Below are 23,863 nucleotides of genomic sequence, written 5' to 3'. Positions count from 1 at the left end.
AGCGGACCGTCGTTCGGCCAATGCCTGGTTCTCCGGTCACGGAGGCGAGGGCACAGTGTTCTTGAAGCTGTACGCGTCGGATCGCCGAGGCGCCACCGAGGCCGCGGTGGCGTCACAGCTGCCGAGAGCGATCACAACCCGATTCGTGAACAGTGGGATGTTGGACAAGGTAGGCGCGTACACAGCATTCGGGTGGGCACATTTGGATGAGGTCACCTTGGACCGCGACGGCCTGGGAGTGTCCGCAAGATTACTGGCCGCGGTGCACGACTGCCCGCTACCACCGAGCAGTGGCATCGCGGCCGACCACATCAGTCCCGCGTCGTACGAGAAGGCTGTCGAGCGTCTCGCGCGCATCGCTCCGGATAGTTTTGCCGAAGTGGAATCGGTGGTTGCCGGCGCCTGGGCGCAGGACCTGGTAACCGCCGCGTCAGAAATCGCGACGACCACTCCGTCGGTTGTTCTGCACGGCGACTTTTCGTCCCGCAACGTCGCAAAATGCTCTGGCCGACATGTCGTTTTCGATTTCGAGCGCGCCTGTACCGGCCCGGCCGAACTCGACCTGGCCCGGATATGGGATCGAGAACTCACCCGCGTACCGAACGGGCAGTCGCTGTTCGCAGCCGCTTATCGTCGCGCACGGGGGCTTACCCGACCCTGGCCCGACCCGGTGTTGTTGCGATTCAGTCGGATCAGATGCGCCGTGACAACGCTGACGACGGCCCGATTACAGCGCGAGGAACAGTTCGCGGACCAAGGTTATAGGATACTGGAAGCCCTTCGGCGATGAAATCCATCAAACTGAAATCCATAAACGCGTTGTACTCGATTCACGGCAGTGCGGATATCCTGGATCAGATCGCGAATACGGTGGATCCCTTTCTCGAACCGGTGCCCGCGTCCTCAGCGGGCGACTACTGGTCCATTCACATCGAAGAAACCGGCTCAGTTTCCTCTGGTCCGGATTCCGAACCCGCCGTCGACTGGCAGGTCGCCGATCGACAGGTGAACATCGTCGGCTCATCCGATTGGGTGTCCACATTTACCAACAGATACATTCGCACCCTCGATCGCATCGCGGCGATGATGGCCGGATGGCGACCGGTTCACGGTGCGGCGGTGACGGTCGCGGGCCGCGGAGTCGTGATAGTCGGCAACAAGTTCGCGGGAAAGACGACGGCGGCGCTTTCCCTCGTTCGGTCCCGTGGGGGAGAGTTCATCTCCAACGACGACACGATGCTCGCGCTGACCGACCGCGCCTCTGCCATGGGAACGTCGCGCTCCATCGGTGTCCGGGTCGGCTCACTCGCTGAGCACAGGCCCGCCCTCCCTCTCGCCGACCTGGCGCGAGCAGCCCGCCTCCACCCTGCGAACGTGGCAGTGCCCACGGCGGAGAAGATCTTTCTTTCACCATCCGAACTGCCGGCCATCGGAGGTCGTGCGGCACAGACCATGCGGGTGGATGCCCTCGTCGAGTTGCGCTGTTCGACAGCGGCCGATGGCGTTATGCGCAGAATTCCTGCTGGGCAGGCAGCCGAACTCGTGGAAAAACATGTCGAGCGGTATCCGGATCGCAACAGACACGAGTTCATCAGCGATTTGGGTCTCTCTTTTCCGTCCATGGACGATACTGCCCAGCTCATTTCGCACAACGTCGATATATTCAAGTTCGACCACCCCCGATCGGGATGGGTCGAACAATTTTTGAGGGAGATGGATAAAGTGATGTTCTCGGCGGTGGAGTCGTCATGAAACTCGGCGTAGTGTTGCGCGCTGATCGCATAATCCGCGACGAAGCGTTTCGGCAACAGCGGATCGTCACCGCGAACGGCCCGGTCGACCGGGTCTTTTCGGGAAAACTCGGCGGTGTCGAGACGCACTTTCTGTACGGACGATTCCCGGGGATACGCACGCCCAGTTGGGATATACCGTACGAGACCAACCAGCTGGTATTCGACGAACTCGGCGTCGATCACGTGATCGGGACCTTCGTCGTCGGGGGTGTCGACAGTCGCGTCAGCAGCGGCGACCTCGTCATTCCGCACGACCTCGTCTGCTTCGCCGGACCGCAGCGAGCGGTGACCGCGCCGAACGTGCGCTTCTCCAATGCCCACGTCATTCCGTCGCTGTGCCCCTTCTTACGAGCGTTGCTCGTTCGAGGTGCGCGAGTGACCGGAATTCCCGTCCACGAAGAGGGCGTCTACTTCGGTTTCTACGGGTTCGGGCGGATAGAAACCCTGGCCGAGCTGGAACTGATGCAACGACTCGGCGCGACCATAGTCGGGCAGACCATGGACCCCGAGTTCACGCTCGCGCGACAACGTTCGTTGCACTATGCATCGATTGCCGTCGCGATCGACTCGTACGACGAAATGCGCGACGAGTCGACCAAGGATCCCGATGAGTTCCGTGCCAGGTCCCGGGAAGCGATCGGGATCGGGCGGGAGAAATTCGAGGCGATTCTGGAGGCCGGGCTCGCCACACGTACCTCGAAGCAGCCGGACGACTGCGGATGCGCTTCGAGACCACGAGCCAAATACCGGGATATGTTCATGTCTTATCCCGAGGGCATGTGATGAATGTCTACGACAACTTCCAGGATGCATATCTCGACACCCTCGACGACATTCTCAAGAAAGACTCCTACCAGGTCTCGCCGCGGGGATTTCGCAGCTTGGAGCTACTCGGGGCGGGGTTCCGGATCGACAATCCGCTGGACCGGCTGATCACCCATCCGTCGCGTCGGTCCAACCTTGTCTTCAATTTCGCCGAAGCTCTATGGTATTTGACCGGACGAGACGACCTCGCATACTTGTCCTACTACGCACCCTCCGTGCGACGATATTCTTCGGACGGTGTGCGGCTGACCGGGACGGCTTACGGCCCCCGCATCAGTAGATATGGTGCTGCCGGAATAGACCAGTGGGATGCCGTGCTGATGCAGCTTCGCAATGATCCGGATAGCAAGCGCGCGGTTATTCAGATATATCAGGCCGAAGAACTGCAGATACCCGACAACATAGACGTCGCGTGCACGCTCGCGCTGCAGTTTCTTCTCCGCGAGGGCCGGCTGCATGCGGTGGGCTATATGCGGGCGAACGATGCCTATCGCGGCATGGTCAGCGACGTTTTCTCGTTCACCTTTCTTCAGGAGGTGCTGGCCCGCCAGCTCGGGGTCAGCGTCGGTACTTACACCCACATGGTCGGTTCGATACACGTGTACGATCCAGATCTGCCCGCGGCATCAGACCTATTGGCCACCGAGAACACAGAGGGATCCAGTCCGATGCCGTCCATTCCGGAGGGCGACGTACCCGGCGACATCATGCGGCTCATGGCACTCGAGCATCAACTCCGGACGAATGCGCGCCGGCTCGCTCCTGGGGATATCGACAGTCTCGAATTGCCACATTACTGGTGCGAAGTAGCGGTGCTGCTGGAGCTGCACAGGCGCGTCAAGTACAGCGAGACAGCGGATGCCGAAACGATCAGTGAACTGCTGGACTGGATCAATCCCCGATATCGGCAGCTGATGACGAGGCGTTTTCCGGTGCTGGATCGAGAGGCATCTCATGCGTGATGTGAACACCGTCTTCATCGGAGGACCCTTCAAGGGGATGATCGACCCGGAGACCGGCTCGATCATCCCCGAGTACCGGTACAGATACGAGTTGCTCACCGCGTTCTTCACCCAAGCCGGCTGGCTGGTACACAACGCCCACCGGTCCGAAGGTTGGGGTTTGAACACCGTTTCGGACCGAGCTTGCACGGAGCGTGACTTCCAGTGGATGCACGATTGCGACCTGTTCATCGCATTCCCGGGCTCTCCGGCGTCGCCGGGGACACATGTGGAGATCGGCTGGGCAACAGCAATGGCCAAGCCTATGATCCTCCTCCTGGAAGCGACGGTATCCTACGCCGCGCTTGTCACCGGGTTGTCCAGCATCGCCCTGATCGAGTACGTGCGGTTTTTCGATCTCGACAAAGCGCTGACGGACATCTCCACCGCCGTTGATTCGCTCGCCCGTGCCACCGGGGCATCATGGGCTCTGAGTCCGGTGTCCGGGGGAACGCATGGCCGGTCGTAGCATTCGCATTCTCACCGTGGGCTCATCGGACTCCTCTGGCGGCGCCGGCATTCAAGGCGACGTCAAAGCAGTTACCGGCATGGGCGCGTTCGGCAGCACGGTGGTGGTGGGTGTAACGGCACAGAACACTCTCGGCGTCGTAGCTCGGCACAGCGTCCCGATAGAGGTGATCGCCGCGCAGTGGCGGGCAGTCCTCGACGATATCGGAACCGACGCGGTTAAAATCGGTACGACGTGGAGCGCGGAGATCATCGAGTGGCTCGGCGACGAGATCCGTGCACTGAACGTACCCGTAGTGCTGGACCCGGTGATTTTCACGGCCGCTGGAGCACGATTGTCCGACCAGGGCGCGATCGACGCGCTGCGCCGTGCGTTGCTGTCTGCCGCGACGGTCGTGACACCGAATGTTTCGGAAGCACGGTTGCTCGGAAACGTCGGCGACGACGCGGAGATCGGTGATGTCGCAGAAGCAATGGTCGCTGCCGGTGCCCGAGCGGTCGTGATCACCGATGCGCTGCCGGAAGGCGGCGACTGGTTGTTCGATGGACGCCGGCACATCGCCATACCCGGCCGCAGGCACCAGACCGGCTGCGACCATGGCGCCGGTTGTGCGCATTCCGCAGTGCTGGCAGTTCTGCTGGGTTCCGGAAGTGGATTGTCCGAAGCGGCGCATCTCGCGCAGCGGATTGTGTCCCGCGCTGTCGGCGTTGGCCGGCAAGGCATCGGGTCGGGCAGACACCCAGTTGATGTAGCCCAGGCGCTGCGTGACGGAGCTGAATAGTCGTCATATGGGGATCGAGGTCGGGGTTGTCGGGGGAGGCATCGTGGGCGTGTCCGCAGCGATCGTGCTGCGGGAGGCCGGATACGCCACGACGTTGTCCACCGCGGGCTGCGTCGGCGACGGAGCCTCCGCCGCCGCGCATGGTCAACTGGTCCGGCCTGACGTGAGCATGACCTCGTTGTGGCGAGACAGCGTTGCGTTCTACGACCGTTTCGCGTGCGCGAGGAGAGTTGGAAATCTGGTGCTGGTGGCCAATGCGGGTGACTCCACCGCGCTGGCTGGACGCGTGGACGGGCACCTGATATCCGGCTCCACGATGCGAGCTCGATTTCCATACCTCGGCCCCCGCGTCACCGCCGGGCTGTGGCAGGACGAGGGGCGGCGCATCGACCCGAATCAGGTAGTCCGTCACCTTGCGTCGGTCGCCGCCGCACGCGGCGCAGTCCTGCGCGAACACACGAAAGTTCGAGCGATCGTCCCTGGGCGGCGACGGCAATGGGCGATGCACCACAATGACGGCTCCCGCTCGGAATTCGACGTCGTCGTACTCGCCGCAGGACTGGGTACACGCGAATTGGGCGCAAACTCCGGAGTGGATGTGCCGATAGCCGGAGTCCGGGGTCGCATCCTGCGTACGCAGCCGATGAGACCGCTCTTCTCCACCATCGTCGGTCAGGCGGCCGTCGGCTATCCGCGCCCGGCACACCAACCGGTGGCTCTGCTGGCCCATCAACGCGCGGATGGCGTATTCCTCATCGGAGGCTCGTGGATCGACGAAGATCAACCCGACCCCGCTGATCTGGACCAGGCCATTGTGGACAACGCCATCGAACTCATACCCGCCCTGCGCGGTTCGCGGATTGAAGGCAGCTGGTCCGGAATACGTCCGACCACACCGGATGGCCGCCCGATCATTGATCGCCTCGATGACAACCTCTTCGTCTGCTGCGGTCACGGGGGAAGCGGTTTCATCACCGGTCCTGGCACGGTGCTCCGGCTCACTGAGAGCATTTCCGCTCGATGCCGAACAGATCACGAGAATCCCTTTTCATATGAACGTTTCCGCACGGGCTGAGGAGTACATGTGACGACCTTCATCGAGGAATGCGAGGAGTTCACCGCGGAGGTATGGGCTGCGTACAAGAACCATCCGTGGATCGAAGCGCTGGCGGGCGGTATCCTGACGGTCGCGCAATTCTCCTTCTTTCAGATCGACGACGGTGCGCACGTCGCCGAGTTCAACAGGGCTTTGGCGCTCGGCATAGCCAAGGCACCTGTCGGTCACCCATGGGCGCGCGCGGCGGCACATGTGTTGGACGACATGTCGACCTCGGCCGAATTGTCCGAAAAACAATCCCTGCTAGATGAACTCGGCGTGGAACGAAGAATCGAGCACAGCCGATGGAAATGTTCCCCGGCCCGCGAAGGATATGTGAACCATCTGGTACGAACTGCCTACGAGGGGTCGCTCGGAGACATAGCGACAAGTCTCTATCCCTGCTCGTTGTTCACGGTGGTGATCGGCGAGAGGTTCCGGAACACGGATATGAGTCACTCGGCGTTCAAGCGATGGACCGATATGTATACGCGCCCCACTCGAAATGAGATGCGCGAGCAGCATTTCGCCCTCATAGAAGCGACCGCCGCAACCGTCGATACCGAGGCCAGGGATCGCATGCGACAGATCTACCGGCGGAGCCTCGAACACCAGGTCCGTGTCTTCGACGCAGCCTGGGTGATGGACCAGCAGTGGCCGGGCTCAGCCGACAACGGCACCGCACCCTAAGTCGGCTCGCGGACAGGCGGTAGGACGCGGCCAGGGGGACGAAATGTAATCTCCCGGCCCGTCGCTCCGGCGATCGTTGAACGCGCAGGCTCTGTCGAGGCCACTTGGCGTCCCCGGTGAAAGACGAACAATCGCTCCGGCACCAAGCGCAACGCCTCCGCCGGATCAACAGCATCGAGCACGACGAAATCGGCATGGTCACCGTCGGCAAGACCGTAGCCGGTTCGGATCCCCATGGCGCGCGCGCCGTTGGTCGTCACCAGATCCAGTACGACTTGCGTCTCGTCGGAACCGCTCAACTGACCGAGGAGCAGCGCCAACTGCGCGGCCGCCAACATGTCACCATCCCCCAGTGCCAGCCACGCGTCCATGATCGAGTCGTACCCGACGGCGACATTCACACCGTTCGCGAGCAACTCACGAATAGGCGCGATACCGCGCCGCCGTAGCGAGGTATCGCCTCTGCCTTGCAGCAGAACATTGACAAAGGGGCAGACGATGACGGAGATACCGGCGGAAGCCAACCGCCGAGAGACAACCTCGACAATCCTGCTGGGATAGCCTGCCATCGCTGTGCACTGACTTGCTGTCACTCTGCCATGCCAACCTGCGGCCTCGGTGCGTTCGACCAGCGCATTGACGAAGCGTGAATTCGGATCGTCGGTTTCATCACAGTGGCAATCAATGTCGAGGTCGAACTGCGTCGCCAGGTCGAAGACGAAATCGAGCTCAGCACATCCCGCACTGTATGTCGGAGCCTGGTGCGGAATCCCGCCGATCACATCGCAGCCGAGCTCGACGGCCTCCCGCATCAACCGCCTGCCGCTCGGGAAGGTCAAGGCACCGTCCTGGGGGAACGCGACCAGCTGTACTTCGCACAGTCCGCGGGCGGCCTCTCGTACCTCACGCAGCGCTCGAAGCGCTCGAAGCTCCGGATCGCAGATATCGACGTGGCATCGTATGAAGCCGGTTCCTTTCGCGACTTCCCATAACAATGCCTCCATCGCATTGTCTCGGATTTCTTCGAATGTCAACGTGGACTTCAGTTCGCCCCAGATCTCGATGCCTTCCGCGAGAGTTCCGCTGCGATTGTGGCGCGGGCGCCCGAGCGTGAGAGCGGTGTCCAAATGCATGTGCGCATCGACGAAGGAGGGCAATACCATGCGCCCGCCGATATCGAGTATTCGGGTGGCAGTTTGCCGTGGACTCCCTGCCGCGATGCTCATTATCCTGCCGTCGAGGACACCGAAGTCGGACAGGCCCGGCGCACCGCGAAGATATGCATTGCGGATCAGAATATCGTACATGCTCACTCATTCACTCTCGGTCGATTATTCGGGCTCTCCGGTTGCTTCTATTGCCCGTTTCACCGCTGCATTCAACGAACCCAACGTCCGGAACGTTTCCGGCACCAGGTCTTCGAAGGGTATCTCGATCTCGAGAGATGATTCGATATCCACGAGCAGTCGCACGGAGGTAAGCGAATCGAGACCGAGATTCGAGAGTTCGACATCAGGGTCCAACCGATCAGCGGACTGATAGTAGGTAAGATGGGATCGGACAATCCTCTCCAGGTCATTGCGATAATCTTGCCCTGCGTTTTCGCTCATTGTGAACCGTTCCTTTCTGCCCCCGAAGCACTGGCACCGACCGACCGCTCATGATCTCCGTGTCCAGTTGAGTGGGCTCATACCTCTACTCGTTCTGAGCCGACTCAGATCAGCGGCGAGTCGCATCGTTTCAGCCGCGCTACCCCGAGCTCTTATCAACGGCATCTCGAATGGCAACATATCGCGCAGCCCGCCCGCAAAGGACCTCGCCACTCGACCTATCTCTCGTCCGACGCCGACCTCACTCGGATCCATCGACTCCAATTTCCGTACGGCCTCGGCTACCGGGTCGTCGGAAAATGCGATGCTTGCGTCCAACTCTATTTCCTGGGTATCGACCGCATTCTTCCGGTAGATCAGCTGACACTTGTAGACGGACCGCAGCATCATGATGCCGACCTCTGCCATAAGCGGTTCATCCTCCGCCGCCTCCGCGGCACGCAGATCATCGAGGGCGCCTTGCACTTCGAGTGCATAGGCCCAACATGAATTCGCTCCGTTCTGCAACAGCCAGTCGATGGTTCGGCTCCCAGGTTCACGGTCGGTCATCGCAGCAGGTCGTTTCGCAACAGTTCGTTGTCGATGCGCAGGTCGAGGAAACCGGTACCGATCAATTCCAAGAGGCGCTTCGGGCCGATTTCGGCAAGGTAATCGTCCATCGACGACCGACCTGGCGGCGAAAATCCATCGATCACATCGCCCTGGCGGCTACTCAGGTAGCTGAGGCTCCGGAGACGAAAGGATGTGGATCCGTTTCCTGTCTCGACTTTCACATACGAACTCGGGGGGCGGATAGCGATTCCATATGCTTCGAAAAACTGGTGAACCGACGATACGTCGACAATCCCGCTCGGCCATCCGAGACTGTGCCGACGTAGGCACGCACCGAGCCATTTCCAACCGGTGGTCAGGTCACCGACAGCTCGCAACGAGAACTCAGCAGCCGCACGCTGCACTCTTGTCCACAAATACGCCACCCCGGTTGCCGGCATATCCGCGATGGACGCCGCCTCCGCCAACGCCACAGCGACAACGAGTCCATCCAGTGCGTCTTTGCGTAGCCATGCGAGAGCCAGGCCGCAGGCTCTGTCATCGATCAGCGGGTCGACTCCCCCGTAGAGCGGCATCGCCACGACCCATCGCGACAGTCTTCTGCGCAGCCCTCGGCTAGGGCCGGCGGAAAGAGACAGGCTCCCGAAGGGGTACCCGGTGGCCTCCACAGTTTGAAGCTGGTGGCGAATTTCCGTCAGCTGCCCAACGGGGTATACGGCGACATCGATGGTCGTAGACCCGATCCAGCACAGCGACGGCCGCACGGCCGTACCGCTGCCCGAATCGAACACATGGATGTCGACGTCACTGTCTCGGTTCCCGACGCCAAAGGCGAGCGAACCGGTCAAGTATGGCCGAGTCCCGTCCGCATTCAGCATGGGAACCTCCCGAAGCAGGTCATCCACGGTCAGGCCGACCATGGCGAGCGACTCCGACACGTCGCGGGGGCTGCGATACACGAGGTCGCTGCGATCGTGCCCGGTGCGATTCATCTGGTACCTCGACATCTGCCAGGCTCAACAGCGCAGAGTTCTGCTACGGCTGGGCGCATTTGGTGAACCACTGAGTTCGTCATGAGGCGGCGTCGCGTGACGATCGGCGAGTAAAAGTCCCTCGACCGCGTTCGATGTTGAGAATCGCATCAGCATCCGCCGCCATCGCAGCCCGGTGACCCAGCACGACGAGTGTTACACCCAAACCTTGGATGCGATCGAATATTTCTCGTTCGGTGGCGGGATCGACCGCACTCGTCGCTTCGTCGAGGATCAGTATCTGCGGCCTCTTGACCAACACCCGGGCAAGAGCTATTCGTTGTCGTTGTCCTCCCGATATACCGGTACCGCCGGCTCCGAGAATCGTCTCGTACTTCATCGCCAGGCCTGAAATGAATCCGTCGATACCGGCTGCCGTGGCCGCCTCGCATACCTGATCGATCGATGCTTCCTCGTTGCCGAGACGGATGTTCTCCAAAATACTTCCGGACATCAGGCCGCTATTCTGGTCGACGTAGCCTATCCGGCTCCGGAAGTCCGCGGGGTCCAGGTCGGCGAGGTCTCGGTCGCCGATGAATATCTTCCCGCTGCCGGGTTCGAGCAGACCGGCCAGCAGCATGCCGATGGTCGACTTCCCCGATCCGGATGGTCCGATCACGGCGAGGAACCGGCCCGGCCCGATGTCCAGGTCTATCTCGCTGATCGCCGCCGATCTCGCGCCGGGATAGGTGAACGACACGGTGGCGAGGCGCACCGAAGGCGGCCGATCGAGCCAACCGGCGCCAACAGGAGAGTGCCGCTCGACAGGCGCGGTCAGAATGTCGTTGATCCTGGTCAGCTCCGGTATGAGTTCCACCAGTGTCGCCGCGGCCTGAGCAAGATTCGTCAGTGACGTGAACAGGCTGGCGCTGATGGCGCCGAGAGCGACGGCAGAAGCCAGATCGGAGCGTTGCTGGGTCGCTACCAGTACGCCCACAACCAGTACGGTCAGCGGGGTCGCGAACTGGAGCGTGGATACGAATGCGGCGATTCCCCCGGAGTGGCGGCGCTTACGGGTCCCTGCGGAGAGTTCCGCCGAAAAAGCGTTGGCCCACTGCGTATGCGCCGAACCCTCCGCACCCAGTGATTTGACGGTGGCTATGTTGTTGATGATTTCGGATATCTTGCTGACCGACTGGACATGGGCGTCCAGGACATCCGCCGATAGGCGCCGTTCATGCCTCCAGGACGATACGACCCTGAGTACGAGAAGCAGGACGGACGCGAAGACGACCGTCGAAAGAAGTAGTTGCCGACCTGCGATCACGACGACGTAGCCGATCACCAGAGTGGCATCGAACACCGCGCCCACGGTGGTCACTGAAACCACTTGCTTCAGCCGAGCAGTCGACCGGACGCGGTGTGCGATGTCACCGGGGTGCCTGATCAGGAAATAGCTCATAGGCAAACGCATCAGTCTGGACATCAGTGCGTGCCCGGCCTTTTGCTCGAGGAGCGTCTGGGCGGTGACGATCAAGCGGGACCGCGCGAACTGCAACAGCCCATAGACGAATATCGCGCACAGGAATATCGGCAGCTGACCTGCTCCACCGAACAACGTCCCGTCCCGGCGCTCGACCAGGCGGCCGAGTACCAAGGGAAAAGCGAGGTTGAAGGTGAGCAACAGCGCCGACGCAGCCAGCATCGACAGCCATTTTCCGGTCTGCGGTAGGAACCCGGCGGCGACCCGCAGTTCGTCGAAAGTTTGCCGGTATTTTTCTCCGCGGTGTCGTGCTGTCGGATTCGGGACGAAATCTAGAGCGATACCTGTGAAGTTCTCGCCGGCTTCGTCCCACCCGATACGGCGCCGGCCGACGGCTGGATCCACGATGACCAGATGTGACTGTGTGGTGCTGTCGAGAACGACGAAATGATTGAACTTCCAGAACAGGATCGCGCCGGGGCCGAGATGGCGGAGCCCCGCCAAATTGCACTTGACGCCACGGCCGTCTATTCCATATCGTCGCGCCACCCGGAGAATCGCGGAGGCCGCTGTGCCGTTCCGGCCGCTTTCGGTCTCCTCACGAAGTGTGTGCAACGAGACGCTCACCCCACGGCTGGCGAGCGTCATCCGCAAACAGGCCGGCCCGCAGTCCGCGTACCCCACCTGCGGAAAAAAGGGAACGTTCGCGGAGTTGCGCAGGAACCGCCTGCGCCAGAGTGACAGCTGCCGTGGATCGCGGCCGGAAAGAAATGTCACACGGCCGAACCGTATCGAGCGACGACGACTTTCGAGGGCTTCCAATCGAAACCTCGCGTGCTCGTTCTCCTCGTCTGGACCGCGTGTATCGACTTCGCTGGTCATCCGCTGGCCAATCGCTGCAGAAGACGATTTGTGTCGGCGGACGAAAACGTTCCCGAGTTCATATGAACCGCGATGCTGAGCGAGGTTCCCTGATCCCGCACTCGCACCAGCACGGGCCTGGCGGATGCTCTACGAGCGGCGAATTTGGTGACCTTCACCGGCGAAGACTCGTGCTGGGATTCACCGCTCGTGGAGTCATCGGTGAAGTTGTAGGCGGGAAACGGACGCTGCGGAATCCCGCAAGCGCGCTCCGCGGTGCGCAGGGCGTAGCTGTCGATCCCTTGGTATGCCGAGCTGCGCATCAGCTTGGCCGTGGTCTGTCGCCGCCATTCAGCATTCGACAGATCGAACACGAGCGGACGTAATGTTGTGAACATTCCGATCTGGTTTTCAAATTTGTCCGGGCGGCAGGTCATGAATGTGTCGACCAGTGTTGTTCGTGGCACGTACTGCTGCCACTCCGACAAGAAACGCTGCAGAAATAGCGACGCCATACTCCACCCGCCTTCAGATATCGATTCGCGAAGACTGCAATAGTCTCCACCGACTACGGCGATCCGACCCCGATGCGACCTGGAGGCAACAAAGCACGGGTGCCCCTCGAAGGCGTTTCTATGATTGGATAGTTCACGCTTCCAGTACCTGGCAGCGGCGGCCTTCTCGGCCTCGTTCGGCCTCGTTGCCGCGACGGCGGACTGATATTCATCCAATTCCGCCAGGAAAGGCGAGCCGGAGGCGGGGCCCATAATCGCGGCGACCAGGCGGTTCAACAGAACCTGCATGGACCGCCTGTCGAACGCCACCTGCTGCAGTGAAATCACCAGATTATGCTGGCCGCCGGAGTTCTTGATCAAGGTTATCCTGTAAACTCCGCGAGTGTTCCAATCCCATGCCACAGCGTCTCGATGCAGGATGATGTCCATATAGCGCTGAACCGCGATGTCGTCCGCATCCGAAACATCTTGTAGTTCCAATGCTACGCGATTCTCACGATAGTCTTCGATCTCCTGCTCGTACCCCGCCTCGGCCGATCCGTGGAACTTCAGACGCAATGCCGAGCAACTGCGCACAGTCTCGTGCACACCCCGGAATATATCTCTCGGATCCACCGACGGCGGGAATTCCAGGACGAATCCTACATGACTGCTCGACGAACCCGGCCGTTCCTGTTCCAATAACAGGTCGGCCTGCCCGGCCGTGACCGGAAAACGCATCAATACTCCTATTATCATCGAAGGGCTCTGGATGCCCGGGCATCCAGAGCCCGCGAACCGCCGACCTAACTCATCGCAGGACACGGTGTGACAGTGCCACCGACGATGTCGTCCAGGTCGATGTCCTCGATGGTCGTGATATCGACCTTCTGGAAACTGAGCTCCATGATTTCCACCCCCTCTCATATGTGCGATTGTCAAGGCCCGGTAGTCGACCTCAGCCGAAACCCATAGTGACCATTATTTGCTATTCGCTATCGCGCAAGGCAGATTCACTGCCGGGCACAGAATTGTCGCCGATCCTCTAAAAGGACTGCATACACAGGCTCCACCCCCGTTCTACGACCCATCCCACCCGCGGAATAAACCCGCCTGAACCGCATAGTAGTCGATCACATCGCGCTTGGCCACACTCAATGTGTCTGAACACGTGGACTTTTCGTACTCGCGCTGCCTCGATTGGCGGCGATCACGGCCCTCAGGGCGGCGTCATCGGGCATCCGGAGTCGGCGCGCTGTCGCCTTCGGGCTGCCACATCCGACGTGCGGACGCCGACCGAACCGCACTGGTGCCCGCGTCCGCCGGCGGCATCGCCTGGTCAGCCGGGTCAGTCTGTAGGCGCCTCCGGTGCGCAGGCACGGGAAACGTGTCCGGCGCGCGACGGGGCCTCCACCCCCACGGCGCCCAGGGCAGGCGAGCACCGACTCGCGGACACTCAGCCCTGCGTGAGCAGCCGCTGGGCGATCGCACAGGCTCGGGCGGCAGCGTCCGGAGTGCCCTCGCGAACGGCGGTGACGATCGCTCCGTCCACCAGGAGCGCGAGCTCGGCGGCCAGCTCGGCGGCGTCGGATCTACCCGCATCGGTCAGGAGTTCGGACAGGTAGGCGGTAACGCGCCGCTTGTGGCGATCGGCGGCCCGATGGGCGGCGCTGTCCCGATCGGCGACCTCGACCATCGTGTTGATGAACGCGCAGCCGCGAAAGTCCTTGCGGGCGAATCGGTCCGCGAGGGCGTCGAAGACGGCGAGCGGGCGCGCGGCCGGATCGTCGGCTGCCGTCTCGACCGATTCCCGCAGCCAGTCCAGCCAGCGGCGGTCGCGGTCCTCCAGCACCGCGACGACCAGGTCGTCCTTGCTCGCGAAATGGCGATAGAAGGAGGCACGGCCCACGCCCGACTCGTGGAGCAGGCGGTCGATGCCGACGGCACGGATGCCCTCGGCGTAGAACAGGTCCTCCGCCGTGGTGAGCAAGCGCTGCTTGGCCCTGGTTGCCATATTGCCACGGTAGCAGAACGGAACCGATCAGTACCGTTCAGCTTGACCAAGATGGTGCCAATTAGTACCGTCTCAGTTCGGCACCGATCAGTACCATTTTGTCCGAGCTGGAGGCTTCGATGTCCCGCCTGCCCCTTGTGCCCACCGACTCCGCCGACGCCGAGCAGATCGATCTGCTCACCGAGGTAGAGCGACAACTTGGCCGCGTCCCGAATCTCTATGCCGCCATGGCGAACAGCCCGGCAACCCTGCGCGGCTATCTGAACCTGCGCGAAGCGCTGGGCGGAGGGAAACTCTCGGCCCGCATTCGTGAACAGCTCGCCCTGCTGATCGCGAGCGAGAACGGCTGCGACTACTGCACAGCCGCGCACACTATGCGGGCGAGCCGGATGGGCTTCACCGAGCAGGCGATCATCGACACCCGCGCGGCGCGCGCCGCCGACCCGCACACCGACGCGATCCTGCGCATCGCCCGTGACGTGCTCCGCACCCGCGGCCGGATCGAGGACGCCACCCTCGCCTCGGCGCGTGCGGTCGGCGTGAGCGACGCCGAGCTGAGCGAGATCGTCGGCCACGTCGCGCTGAACGTCCTGTCCAACTACTTCAACCACGTCGCCGAGCCGGAACTCGACTTCCCGCCCGCGGCACCGGCGAAAGGCATCGCGATGGAAGCGAAATGGCGGTCCGCGACCAAGGTCACCCTGGTCGAGGGCTACTCCCTACTGGACCGGGACGGACAACCCGCACGCATCGTCGATGACGTGCACATCGCGATCGAGGGCGGGTTCTTGCACGTCAAGGTCTCCGATTCTGCCGAAGTACAGACCGTCTCGGCTCCCGCCGTCGCGCTCGTGACCTACCGCGCATCCTGAGCGATCCACCCCGAGCCCGGTCCACAGCCCGCTGCGGACCGGGCTCTCTCGTATGCGCTGAAGGCCACACTTGACACCGATATACCCTAGGGGGGTACCGTAACTGTCGAAGCAGTTACCCGAGGAGGACCACAATGAGCACCACAACCGTCACCGTGACCGGCATGACCTGCGGCGGCTGCGCCGCCTCGGTCCGCACCGAGATCGGCCGCATCTCCGGCGTCGGCTCCGTGGCGATCGATCTCGCCGACGGGCTGGTGACCGTCGAGAGCACGAGCCCGATCGAGCGCGCCGACGTAGCCGCCGCCGTGGCCCGCGCCGGCTACACGGTCACCGACTGACGAGGAGCACGGCGATGAACGCGTCCACCAAATTCGGCGGCTTCGCCCTCGGCCTCGCCGGGGTCTTCGGGATCGCCCTCGTGGCCGGTTCGGTCCTCGGACCGGAATCCACCGAACCCGCCGGCCACGACTCGACAGCTCACGCCGCCGAGGGCGAAGCCCACTCAGACGCTCTACCTGGAGGAATGATGGCGACCGACCGCGGCTACACCTTGCGGCTCGACACCACCCAGACCGCCGCCGCGGCGAACGTGCCGCTGCGCTTCACCGTTCTCGACCGGGACGGAAAACCCGTCACCCGCTACGTGCGCAGCCACGACAAGGATCTCCACCTGATCGTCGTGCGCCGCGACATGGCCGCATACCAGCACGTGCACCCGGTGCTCGACGGCAACGGAACCTGGAGCGTGCCGCTCGATCTCACCCGTGCGGGCGACTACCGGGTTTTCGCCGACTTCACACCCGAGGGCGGCGACAACCTGACGCTCGGCGCGGACCTCCGGGTGGCGGGCGGTTACGACCCGCAGCGGTTGCCCGCCTCCACACGCACCGCCACCGTCGGCGACTACACCGTCACACTGGACGGCACCGTCGCCCCCGGCCGGACCTCGAAGGTGACGCTGTCGGTGAGCCGCGCCGGGAAACCGGTGAGCGACTTGCAGCCCTATCTCGGCGCCTACGGTCACCTGGTGGCGCTGCGCGCCGCCGACCTGGGCTACCTGCACGTCCACCCCGAAGGTCACCCCGGTGACGGCGTGACTCCGGCCGGGCCGGGCATCACCTTCGCCGTCACCGCGCCGAGCGCGGGCGACTATCGCCTGTTCCTCGACTTCCAGCACGAGGGCGTGGTCCGCACCGCCGAATTCACCCTGACCGTCGCGCCGGGCACCCCCGACGTGGACGCCTCTACCCACAACGAACACACTGGTCAGCAGCAGGCGCCGGACGGCAACGGTCACGGCCACGGCCACTGATCCGACGTCCGCACCGCGCCGCACAGAAACGGAGCACCCACGATGACCACCGCGACACAACCGCCGCCCTCCGGGCAGGTCGAACTAGTGATCGGTGGAATGACCTGCGCGTCCTGCGCCGCACGCATCGAGAAGAAACTCAACAAGCTCGACGGTGTCACCGCCACCGTCAACTACGCGACGGAGAAGGCCAGGGTCGAGGTCACCGGCGAGATCTCGCCGGAGGAGCTGATCGCCACCGTCGAACAGGCCGGTTACACCGCCGAGCTGCCCGCCGTGCCGAAGCCGCAGGAAACCGCCGCCCCCGAAGAGGACCCCGCCGCCGCGCTGCGCACTCGCCTGCTGGTCTCGCTGGTGCTGTCGGTGCCGGTGATCGCCATGGCGATGATCCCGGCGCTGCAGTTCACCAATTGGCAGTGGCTCTCGCTCACCCTGGCCGCACCGGTGGTGGTCTGGGGTGCGCTGCCGTTCCACCGCGCGGCGTGGACCAATCTGCGTCACGGCGCCGCGACCATGGACACCCTGATCTCGATGGGGACGCTTGCCGCGCTGGGCTGGTCGCTGTACGCGCTGTTCTGGGGCACCGCGGGCACACCGGGCATGACGCATCCGTTCGAGTTGACCATCTCCCGGATGGACGGCACCGGCAGCATCTACCTCGAGGCCGCGGCGGGCGTCACCACGTTCCTGCTGGCCGGGCGCTTTTTCGAGGCGCGCGCCAAGCGGCGGGCCGGTGCCGCGCTGCGTGCTCTGCTGGAGCTGGGCGCCAAGGAAGTCTCGGTGCTGCGCAACGGGACCGAACGGCGTATCCCGGTGGAGCAGCTGACCGTCGGCGACCGGTTCGTGGTGCGGCCCGGCGAGAAGATCGCCACCGATGGCGTCGTGGTGGAAGGTTCCTCGGCGGTCGACGCCTCCATGCTCACCGGTGAGTCGGTGCCGGTGGAGGTCGGCCCGGACGACGCCGTGGTGGGCGCGACCGTCAACGTGGGCGGACGGCTTGTCGTGCGCGCCACCCGGATCGGCTCGGACACCCAACTGGCGCAGATGGCGAAGCTGGTCGAAGACGCGCAGACCGGCAAGGCGCAGGCACAGCGGCTGGCCGATCGGATCTCCGGGTTCTTCGTGCCGATCGTGATCGCGCTGTCGGTCGCGACGCTCGGCTTCTGGCTCGGCACCGGCGGCTCGGTGGCCGCGGCGTTCACCGCGGCGGTGGCGGTGCTGATCATCGCCTGCCCCTGCGCGCTCGGGCTGGCCACGCCGACCGCGCTGATGGTCGGCACCGGACGCGGCGCGCAGCTGGGCATCTTGATCAAGGGTCCCGAAGTGCTGGAGTCGACCCGGCGAGTGGACACGATCGTGCTGGACAAGACCGGCACGATCACCGCGGGGAAGATGACTCTGCTCGACGTGGTGCCCGCCGAAGGCGAGCAGGTCGCGCGAATTCTGGAACTGGCGGGAGCGCTGGAGGATTCGTCCGAACACCCGATCGCCCAGGCCATCGCCAAAGGCGCCCGGGAGCGAGTGGGCGAGCTGAAGCCGGTCGACGACTTCGCGAACGTGGCGGGTCTCGGCGTGCAGGGCATGGTGGACGGCCACGCGGTGCTCGTCGGCCGCGCCCGGCTGCTCGCCGACTGGTCACAGCACCTCGACGACGAGCTGGCCCAGGCGATCCGCGCGGCCGAAGCCGAAGGCAAGACCGCCGTCGCGGTGGGCTGGGACGGCAAGGCGCGCGGCGTGCTCGTGGTGGCGGACGCGGTGAAACCGACCTCCGCCGAAGCGATCTCCCAGCTGCGTGCCCTCGGCCTCACCCCGATCATGCTGACCGGCGACAACCAGGCGGCCGCCGACGCGATCGCCGCGCAGGTCGGCATCGATGAGGTGATCGCGGAGGTGCTGCCGCAGGACAAGGTCGACACCGTGAAGCGGTTGCAGGCCGAGGGCAAAGTGGTCGCGATGGTGGGCGACGGTGTGAACGACGCCGCGGCGCTGGCCCAGGCCGACCTGGGCCTGGCCATGGGTACCGGCACCGACGTGGCCATCGAGGCCGGCGATCTGACCCTGGTGCGCGGCGACCTGCGGGCGGCGGCCGACGCGATCCGCCTCTCCCGCCGCACTCTCGCGACCATCAAGGGCAATCTGTTCTGGGCCTTCGCCTACAACGTGGCCGCTATCCCGCTGGCCATGGCCGGTCTGCTGAACCCGATGCTCGCGGGCGCGGCGATGGCGTTCTCCTCGGTCTTCGTGGTCAGCAACAGCCTGCGGCTGCGCGGCTTCCGCTCGACGGCGGCGTAACGAGAAAGCACCGAAACACCGGACGGGACCGCACACGGAGTGCCGTCCCGTCCGGGCATCGCCAGGCGGCTCACTCGTCAGCGCACATGCGCATAACGCCATGGGTGAGAGTACCCCCAGCGCAATGAAATCCGAAACAGAGTTTTCCGCTCAGCCGCGCAACGTGGTGACGGTAACCAGTTCGGGCTGGAGGAAACTGCCGTACACCTCGATCGAGACGCCTCCGGTCGGGGACTCACCCGCCCACCGGGCATGTTCGGTGATCCCTTCTCCGAGCATCGCTTTCGCGCCGGGAGACCAGGCGACGGCCACTTGGCTCAGCGCGGGCCCGAGGTTCAGGTTCGCGATCGCCGCGGATTCACCGTTGTCGAAGTAGACCTCCGTGCCACCGGGAAAAGGGTTCACCGCGACCGCGGACGCGCTCGCGCCACCGAACGCGGCGGCCGATCCGCCTGCTACAACCGCCACCAAGACCGTCATGACCCGTTGACGCATCCGAATCCCCTTTTCCTGTAAGCACACCAGCCACCCGGCCGGTCATGTCACCCTTGCCGAGCACGCACCATTCAGCAATTCGATGTGAGGCCAATCACAAACACCCTACGATGCGTTCCCGTCGGCCAGGAACGCATTCGCGTGATCGGTTGCCCATTCGGCGTAAGTCCGAACCCGACCGAGGATTTGCCGCACATCATCGGTGACGATCGCATTGTGCCCGGCGCGCACGTAAGCCTGACCCGCCAGCGCCCCGTCGGCGAATTCGACGGACATTCCGGACGCGAGCATGTATTCGCGCGCCTCGGCTTCCGGGATGTCCGCGACATCCACCGGACGGCCGACGACATCGGACAAGGTGGCGGCCAGATCACGCGTGGTGCGCAGCTCGGGACCTGTGAGGGTGTAGATCCTGCCCGCATGCTCGGCGGACACCAGCGTTTCGACCGCGACTCCCGCGACATCGCGCGGATCGATCACACCCTGCGCGGCATCGCCGGTCATATTCGGCACCGGCTGTCCGGAGCGGATGGCCTCGGCCCAGCTCAACGTATTGGATGCGAAGGAACTGGGGCGCAGAATCGTCCATTCGCCGCCGCTTTCGCGCACGGCTTGTTCGCCAGGCAGATGCCAGCTGCCCACCCGGCCGAGTCCGGCGTCGCCCGTGCCGATAGCGGAGAGCTTGACGATACGTTCGACCCCCGCCTCGCGAGCCGTGACGATCAGCGCGCGGTCGGCCTCCAGGTATTCCGGACCCAGCACGCCGACGACGAACGCGGCTCGAGCGCCGCGCATCGCCGCGGCGATGGACTCGACGTCGGTGTAGTCACCACGCACCACCTCGACGCCCGCCGGAACTCGGGCGCGATCCGGGTTCCTGGTGACGGCCCGTACCCCCTCGCCGCGTTCGGCCAACTGCCGGATGATTTCACTGCCGATGGTGCCCGTCGCACCGGTGATCACGATCATGCCCACCACCGTGCCGGGGCATACGCCGAGGTCTCTAGGAGATTTCGGCACACCTCGCCGGGCGCGCACTGCCTACAGTTGATGCGGTGACCGCCCTGCTGCGCCCGCCCGTCGTGACCGACGATCTGATCGAGGTATCCGAACCGGCGCCGGAGTCGCTGCGACCGTGGATGGCCGAATTCGGCCGGATTCCGACGGTGCTCGACCTGTCCGAGCCGTTCGCGCACTTCCCGCAGACGGCGACCACGATCGTGCTGCGCGCCGAGCACGGCGATGTGGGCGTGGGCCGTGACGCGCGCGGAGATAGCGGCGATACCCGCGTCGCGCTCGTCGTCGGGCCGCAGACCAAGGCGAGCTATTCACGCGCTAGCAAGCCCGCGGGCTGTGTCCGGCTGCGGCTGGCGCCGGGCGCGACCCCCGCACTGCTCGGTGTCTCGGCGGCGGACCTCACCGATCGAGTGCTACGCCTGGACGACCTGCCCGGTCCGGTCGCCCAGCTGGCGGCCGAACTGGTCGAACTCGAGCACGACGAGGTCGTCGCGTACCTCGAGAACGAGCTGCCGCGCCACATCCCCGACAACCCGGCCCTGCGCGCACACCGCAGGTTGCTCGCCACCGCCGTAGCCGCCATCACCGCCGACCATCCCCTTTCCGTCGCCGAGCTGGCCGCGCGCCTGTCGGTGAGCGAGCGGCAGCTGCGCAACCTGTTCACCAGTGGAATCGGCGTCTCGCCCAAGCACTTCGCGCGTATCGATCGAGTGCGCCGGGTCCTGTCCCGTGCCGAGGACATGCCGCTGGCCGATATCGCCACCGGCACGGGCTATTATGACCAGTCGCACATGACGGCCGATTTCCGCAGTCTGATGGGTGTCCCGCCCACGTCGTTCCTCCGTGGTGAGGTGCCCGCCCCTGCTCCGTGCCGCGCCCTCACTCGCCTCCATTGATCGGACGAACCCAACGCTCGCAGTACAAGCGTTCGCACGGTAACCGAGGCAGGCCCTCGGCCCCGTCCACGAAGATCTCCACCGCGTCCGGGTAATGCATGTTCCGCCATTCCCGCGCGAAGGTCATCGCCGCCGTCACGCAGGCGGCGAAATCCAGTCGAAGCCCGTGCAGGAACACGCTCACGTGCACGTCCGTCCGCGACGGATTCGCGGATGAATCGCCGCACATCACGCACCCGATTCCAGTATCGGCATCGAGCACTCGCGTCCCGCCGCATTCGTTTCGGCACGGCGAAAGTATCGGTAGTCCTCACGGCTGACTATCACCGCCGCGACGAGCGTCGTGCAGGACAGATAGTCGCAGTCGTAGTGCAATTCGAGCGCTTGCATCGCGTTGTCGGGAGTGGAGACCGCCCAGTGCGGATTGTCGTGCGCGAGCCGGGACCGCAACTCGTCGGCGCGAAGGAACCGCCGAGCGCGGAATTCGTCATCCGGCATTGTGCGCCACACCCAGGCCGCGCCGAGTACGCGGCATCTGGTCTGCCCACGCTCGAATGGCATCGACCACGACGCCACCAGATGGACGGAAACTGCTGCGTGGTGGCACTATCCAGTGCCGGATCGCACCGACCGACGCCGTGGGAGATGGCAGCGCGATCGTCGCTCCGGACCCCGCTACCGCCACGTCCAGCCGGAACAACTCGGCGAACAGCCGCCCGTCATCGGGCAGGTCAGGTCTGATCAGGAACGTCCAGCGGCCCGAACGCGGATGCCCCACAATCGGACCCAGCGGGACGCCTCCGCTCTGCAAATGCGCCTTGACCGCCTGCCCCAGCCGAGCGGGCATAGTCATCGCCCACACCGACCCGGCCCGCAGCACGATCCGCCCGAGTTCCGGCGGGTCGATCACGGCGGGCAGATCACACTCCCGCCGATAGAACAGACACCGCGATCGTGGAGTGTCGCCACACGTTTCCATCCGTAACCCCCACTCTCATCCGAAGACGTTTGTCATGCGCCCGGTTGGGCCGAGCCACACGGAATAGCCCAGCAATTCCGAGTCTGGCTAGCGGCCTGCCGAGCAGTGCTTCACACCGCCCACTACCAGGTGCTACGTAGTAGTCTCGGTTCAATAGGTTTGGCGGGGAATCGATTTGCCGTCCACAAACGTCCACAGAATCGGGGGTGCGTTGGATCGATGGAAAATCCTGGATTTCTGCTCAGGGCTGCCCGGCGAAGCCGTGGGCTCAGCCTGGCCGCGCTTGCGGCAAAGACGAATTACAGCAAGTCGTTGCTCGGTATGTTGGAGAACGGGCAGCGCGATGTGAAGCAAGAGCACATCATCGGCTACTCCCGCGCATTGAACATTCCGATAAGCGCCCTCATGACGCCGTCGCCAGACCCGATCCGTGTCGCACACGAATGGTTGGTGGCAGACTCCGCGCCCAAGACGCACGCCTCCGCGGGTCGGCGAGTCGGCGAGTCGCTGGCGACCGCTATGGAACAACGTGTGGTCGAACTGCGGCACCTGGACGACAGCGTCGGTGGAGAAAACTCATTTCCACTGGTGCTTCGGGAGTTCGAGAACGCGCGGGAGGTCATCACGGAATGCAGCTACACCGAACGAGTGGGCAAGCGACTTCTGATCGTCGCCGGAGAGCTCGCACAACTCGCTGGATGGGTCGCGAGCGACGCAGGTAGGTACAGTGACGCGCAACGGCTGTACCTGAGTGGCGCGGCGGCGGCTGACGACGCCGGAGACCGCGTTTTGACGGCGCAACTTCTGTCGAGCCTGAGCTATCAGATCGCCAATGTCGGCAATCCGTATGAGGCAGCGCTGCTCGCACGCACCGCGGTCAAGGGTGCGACAGATGCGCCTCCGGTCGTCCGATCGTTACTTACCGATCGCTTGGCATGGGCTTGCGCGCGCTCACGCGACCGCGACGAAGCGAAACGAGCACTCGATGCGGTGGACGAGTCGTACGATCACCGCTCGCCCGATATCCCTGAGCCCGAGTGGGTGTATTGGATGGACCGCACCGAGATAGACGTGATGGCAGGCAGGTGCTTTGTCGAACTGGACGAACCGGCCAGGGCAAGCTCTCTGTTGTCCCGTGCGATCGAACAACTCTCCACCGACCGCGTCCGCGAAGTGGCCCTGTACCGCACTTGGCTCGCGGAGTCGTTCCTGAAGACACGTGAGCTGGATGCGGCACGCGCCACCATCGGAGAGGCACGAACCGCAGCCGCCACCGCGCACTCGGCACGGCTCGACCGGCGCATCGCCGAAATTGAAGGAATGCTGATCTGAACAGAGCGAATCAGCCAGCCACGTC

The 23,863-nt window shown here is 63.9% G+C and carries 26 protein-coding genes; 14 read left to right on the top strand and 12 right to left on the bottom strand.

Annotation, left to right across the window (positions count from 1 at the left end):
* Nucleotides 1-55: 55 nt before the first annotated feature.
* From ON19_RS00820 to ON19_RS00785, 8 genes are read left to right on the top strand one after another with little or no spacing between them, the layout of a single operon-like run.
* Nucleotides 56-790: an aminoglycoside phosphotransferase family protein gene (locus tag ON19_RS00820; RefSeq protein ID WP_043684813.1), complete on the top strand. Its 735-nt coding sequence runs from the start codon at nt 56-58 to the stop codon at nt 788-790.
* The gene (locus ON19_RS00815; protein WP_043684810.1) at nt 787-1,752 is read left to right on the top strand and encodes a phosphoenolpyruvate carboxykinase (ATP); all 966 of its coding nucleotides are present in this window, start codon (nt 787-789) and stop codon (nt 1,750-1,752) included. Before ON19_RS00820 ends, ON19_RS00815 begins: the two co-directional genes overlap by 4 nt.
* Nucleotides 1,749-2,576, top strand: a complete 828-nt coding sequence (locus ON19_RS38605) for a phosphorylase family protein (protein WP_051168399.1) — start codon at nt 1,749-1,751, stop codon at nt 2,574-2,576. Before ON19_RS00815 ends, ON19_RS38605 begins: the two co-directional genes overlap by 4 nt.
* Nucleotides 2,576-3,580: a thymidylate synthase gene (locus ON19_RS00805; RefSeq protein ID WP_043684806.1), complete on the top strand. Its 1,005-nt coding sequence runs from the start codon at nt 2,576-2,578 to the stop codon at nt 3,578-3,580. Before ON19_RS38605 ends, ON19_RS00805 begins: the two co-directional genes overlap by 1 nt.
* Before the next feature lies 1 nt (nt 3,581).
* The gene (locus ON19_RS00800) at nt 3,582-4,088 is read left to right on the top strand and encodes a nucleoside 2-deoxyribosyltransferase (protein WP_051168398.1); all 507 of its coding nucleotides are present in this window, start codon (nt 3,582-3,584) and stop codon (nt 4,086-4,088) included.
* On the top strand, nt 4,075-4,869 hold the full coding sequence (thiD, locus tag ON19_RS00795; protein ID WP_043684803.1) for a bifunctional hydroxymethylpyrimidine kinase/phosphomethylpyrimidine kinase: 795 nt from the start codon (nt 4,075-4,077) through the stop codon (nt 4,867-4,869). Before ON19_RS00800 ends, thiD begins: the two co-directional genes overlap by 14 nt.
* Before the next feature lie 7 nt (nt 4,870-4,876).
* Nucleotides 4,877-5,944: an NAD(P)/FAD-dependent oxidoreductase gene (locus ON19_RS00790; protein ID WP_043684800.1), complete on the top strand. Its 1,068-nt coding sequence runs from the start codon at nt 4,877-4,879 to the stop codon at nt 5,942-5,944.
* Between the two features lie 9 nt (nt 5,945-5,953).
* Nucleotides 5,954-6,655 carry a TenA family protein gene (locus tag ON19_RS00785; protein ID WP_043684797.1) on the top strand — a complete coding sequence of 234 codons (702 nt, stop codon included), beginning with the start codon at nt 5,954-5,956 and terminating at the stop codon, nt 6,653-6,655.
* On the opposite strand, the gene ON19_RS00780 is transcribed toward ON19_RS00785, so the two are convergent.
* From ON19_RS00780 to ON19_RS00750, 7 genes are all read right to left on the bottom strand, one after another.
* Nucleotides 6,652-7,962 carry an amidohydrolase family protein gene (locus ON19_RS00780; protein ID WP_043684795.1) on the bottom strand — a complete coding sequence of 437 codons (1,311 nt, stop codon included), beginning with the start codon at nt 7,960-7,962 and terminating at the stop codon, nt 6,652-6,654. The two genes, ON19_RS00785 and ON19_RS00780, sit on opposite strands and share 4 nt — an antisense overlap.
* 24 nt (nt 7,963-7,986) lie before the next feature.
* Nucleotides 7,987-8,265, bottom strand: a complete 279-nt coding sequence (locus ON19_RS00775) for a phosphopantetheine-binding protein (RefSeq protein WP_043684793.1) — start codon at nt 8,263-8,265, stop codon at nt 7,987-7,989.
* A gap of 48 nt (nt 8,266-8,313) precedes the next feature.
* Nucleotides 8,314-8,814, bottom strand: coding sequence for a hypothetical protein (locus ON19_RS00770; RefSeq protein WP_157229550.1), 501 nt, complete (start codon nt 8,812-8,814; stop codon nt 8,314-8,316).
* The gene (locus ON19_RS00765; RefSeq protein ID WP_157229549.1) at nt 8,811-9,809 is read right to left on the bottom strand and encodes a hypothetical protein; all 999 of its coding nucleotides are present in this window, start codon (nt 9,807-9,809) and stop codon (nt 8,811-8,813) included. Before ON19_RS00765 ends, ON19_RS00770 begins: the two co-directional genes overlap by 4 nt.
* Nucleotides 9,810-9,888: 79 nt before the next feature.
* Nucleotides 9,889-12,048, bottom strand: coding sequence for a peptidase domain-containing ABC transporter (locus ON19_RS00760; RefSeq protein WP_169334147.1), 2,160 nt, complete (start codon nt 12,046-12,048; stop codon nt 9,889-9,891).
* A gap of 101 nt (nt 12,049-12,149) precedes the next feature.
* Entirely contained in the window at nt 12,150-13,367 is a 1,218-nt protein-coding gene (locus ON19_RS00755; protein ID WP_043684782.1) for a condensation domain-containing protein, read from the bottom strand.
* 715 nt (nt 13,368-14,082) lie between these two features.
* The gene (locus ON19_RS00750) at nt 14,083-14,640 is read right to left on the bottom strand and encodes a TetR/AcrR family transcriptional regulator (RefSeq protein WP_043684779.1); all 558 of its coding nucleotides are present in this window, start codon (nt 14,638-14,640) and stop codon (nt 14,083-14,085) included.
* Nucleotides 14,641-14,759: 119 nt separating this feature from the next.
* On the opposite strand from ON19_RS00750, the gene ON19_RS00745 reads away from it, so the two are divergent.
* The 4 genes from ON19_RS00745 to ON19_RS00730 all read left to right on the top strand — a co-directional run bounded on the left by ON19_RS00745 (nt 14,760) and on the right by ON19_RS00730 (nt 19,119).
* Nucleotides 14,760-15,512: a carboxymuconolactone decarboxylase family protein gene (locus ON19_RS00745; RefSeq protein WP_043684998.1), complete on the top strand. Its 753-nt coding sequence runs from the start codon at nt 14,760-14,762 to the stop codon at nt 15,510-15,512.
* 134 nt (nt 15,513-15,646) lie between these two features.
* Nucleotides 15,647-15,853 carry a heavy-metal-associated domain-containing protein gene (locus ON19_RS00740; protein ID WP_043684776.1) on the top strand — a complete coding sequence of 69 codons (207 nt, stop codon included), beginning with the start codon at nt 15,647-15,649 and terminating at the stop codon, nt 15,851-15,853.
* A 14-nt stretch (nt 15,854-15,867) separates the two neighbouring features.
* Nucleotides 15,868-16,827 carry a DUF8832 domain-containing protein gene (locus ON19_RS00735; RefSeq protein ID WP_227954543.1) on the top strand — a complete coding sequence of 320 codons (960 nt, stop codon included), beginning with the start codon at nt 15,868-15,870 and terminating at the stop codon, nt 16,825-16,827.
* Nucleotides 16,828-16,869: 42 nt separating this feature from the next.
* Entirely contained in the window at nt 16,870-19,119 is a 2,250-nt protein-coding gene (locus ON19_RS00730) for a heavy metal translocating P-type ATPase (RefSeq protein ID WP_043684773.1), read from the top strand.
* Between the two features lie 150 nt (nt 19,120-19,269).
* Here the strand turns inward: ON19_RS00730 and ON19_RS00725 are convergent, their stop codons facing one another.
* Together ON19_RS00725 and ON19_RS00720 are read right to left on the bottom strand one after the other, a co-directional pair.
* On the bottom strand, nt 19,270-19,614 hold the full coding sequence (locus tag ON19_RS00725) for a hypothetical protein (protein ID WP_157229548.1): 345 nt from the start codon (nt 19,612-19,614) through the stop codon (nt 19,270-19,272).
* A 105-nt stretch (nt 19,615-19,719) separates the two neighbouring features.
* On the bottom strand, nt 19,720-20,652 hold the full coding sequence (locus tag ON19_RS00720; protein WP_227954542.1) for an NAD(P)H-binding protein: 933 nt from the start codon (nt 20,650-20,652) through the stop codon (nt 19,720-19,722).
* 17 nt (nt 20,653-20,669) lie between these two features.
* On the opposite strand from ON19_RS00720, the gene ON19_RS00715 reads away from it, so the two are divergent.
* Nucleotides 20,670-21,527 (top strand): helix-turn-helix domain-containing protein, encoded by an 858-nt coding sequence (locus ON19_RS00715; protein ID WP_051168396.1) that lies wholly within the window; start codon nt 20,670-20,672, stop codon nt 21,525-21,527.
* Here the strand turns inward: ON19_RS00715 and ON19_RS00710 are convergent.
* The 3 genes from ON19_RS00710 to ON19_RS00700 are packed head-to-tail and all read right to left on the bottom strand — an operon-like array spanning nt 21,511 to nt 22,437.
* Nucleotides 21,511-21,711, bottom strand: coding sequence for a hypothetical protein (locus tag ON19_RS00710; protein ID WP_157229547.1), 201 nt, complete (start codon nt 21,709-21,711; stop codon nt 21,511-21,513). The two genes, ON19_RS00715 and ON19_RS00710, sit on opposite strands and share 17 nt — an antisense overlap.
* Before the next feature lie 44 nt (nt 21,712-21,755).
* The gene (locus ON19_RS00705; RefSeq protein ID WP_043684761.1) at nt 21,756-22,025 is read right to left on the bottom strand and encodes a hypothetical protein; all 270 of its coding nucleotides are present in this window, start codon (nt 22,023-22,025) and stop codon (nt 21,756-21,758) included.
* Nucleotides 22,015-22,437, bottom strand: a complete 423-nt coding sequence (locus tag ON19_RS00700) for a DNA-directed RNA polymerase subunit beta (RefSeq protein ID WP_227954541.1) — start codon at nt 22,435-22,437, stop codon at nt 22,015-22,017. Before ON19_RS00700 ends, ON19_RS00705 begins: the two co-directional genes overlap by 11 nt.
* A gap of 288 nt (nt 22,438-22,725) precedes the next feature.
* On the opposite strand from ON19_RS00700, the gene ON19_RS00695 reads away from it, so the two are divergent.
* Nucleotides 22,726-23,838 carry a helix-turn-helix domain-containing protein gene (locus ON19_RS00695; RefSeq protein WP_083899066.1) on the top strand — a complete coding sequence of 371 codons (1,113 nt, stop codon included), beginning with the start codon at nt 22,726-22,728 and terminating at the stop codon, nt 23,836-23,838.
* Nucleotides 23,839-23,863: the final 25 nt, after the last annotated feature.

It is taken from the genome of Nocardia abscessus NBRC 100374, assembly GCF_000308455.1.
GTDB classification, from domain to species: domain Bacteria; phylum Actinomycetota; class Actinomycetes; order Mycobacteriales; family Mycobacteriaceae; genus Nocardia; species Nocardia abscessus.
The sequence above is the reverse complement of the archived record's forward strand: the minus strand, read 5'-3'. Positions and strand labels throughout refer to the sequence as shown.

Coding starts and splice junctions, on each gene's coding strand:
- ON19_RS00815 (WP_043684810.1), top strand. CDS start 787: ATGAAATCCATCAAACTGAAATCCATAAACGCGTTGTACTCGATTCAC.
- ON19_RS38605 (WP_051168399.1), top strand. CDS start 1,749: ATGAAACTCGGCGTAGTGTTGCGCGCTGATCGCATAATCCGCGACGAA.
- ON19_RS00805 (WP_043684806.1), top strand. CDS start 2,576: ATGAATGTCTACGACAACTTCCAGGATGCATATCTCGACACCCTCGAC.
- thiD (WP_043684803.1), top strand. CDS start 4,075: ATGGCCGGTCGTAGCATTCGCATTCTCACCGTGGGCTCATCGGACTCC.
- ON19_RS00790 (WP_043684800.1), top strand. CDS start 4,877: ATGGGGATCGAGGTCGGGGTTGTCGGGGGAGGCATCGTGGGCGTGTCC.
- ON19_RS00780 (WP_043684795.1), bottom strand. CDS start 7,962: ATGTACGATATTCTGATCCGCAATGCATATCTTCGCGGTGCGCCGGGC.
- ON19_RS00775 (WP_043684793.1), bottom strand. CDS start 8,265: ATGAGCGAAAACGCAGGGCAAGATTATCGCAATGACCTGGAGAGGATT.
- ON19_RS00770 (WP_157229550.1), bottom strand. CDS start 8,814: ATGACCGACCGTGAACCTGGGAGCCGAACCATCGACTGGCTGTTGCAG.
- ON19_RS00765 (WP_157229549.1), bottom strand. CDS start 9,809: ATGAATCGCACCGGGCACGATCGCAGCGACCTCGTGTATCGCAGCCCC.
- ON19_RS00755 (WP_043684782.1), bottom strand. CDS start 13,367: ATGCGTTTTCCGGTCACGGCCGGGCAGGCCGACCTGTTATTGGAACAG.
- ON19_RS00750 (WP_043684779.1), bottom strand. CDS start 14,640: ATGGCAACCAGGGCCAAGCAGCGCTTGCTCACCACGGCGGAGGACCTG.
- ON19_RS00745 (WP_043684998.1), top strand. CDS start 14,760: ATGTCCCGCCTGCCCCTTGTGCCCACCGACTCCGCCGACGCCGAGCAG.
- ON19_RS00740 (WP_043684776.1), top strand. CDS start 15,647: ATGAGCACCACAACCGTCACCGTGACCGGCATGACCTGCGGCGGCTGC.
- ON19_RS00735 (WP_227954543.1), top strand. CDS start 15,868: ATGAACGCGTCCACCAAATTCGGCGGCTTCGCCCTCGGCCTCGCCGGG.
- ON19_RS00730 (WP_043684773.1), top strand. CDS start 16,870: ATGACCACCGCGACACAACCGCCGCCCTCCGGGCAGGTCGAACTAGTG.
- ON19_RS00725 (WP_157229548.1), bottom strand. CDS start 19,614: ATGCGTCAACGGGTCATGACGGTCTTGGTGGCGGTTGTAGCAGGCGGA.
- ON19_RS00705 (WP_043684761.1), bottom strand. CDS start 22,025: ATGCCGGATGACGAATTCCGCGCTCGGCGGTTCCTTCGCGCCGACGAG.
- ON19_RS00695 (WP_083899066.1), top strand. CDS start 22,726: ATGGAAAATCCTGGATTTCTGCTCAGGGCTGCCCGGCGAAGCCGTGGG.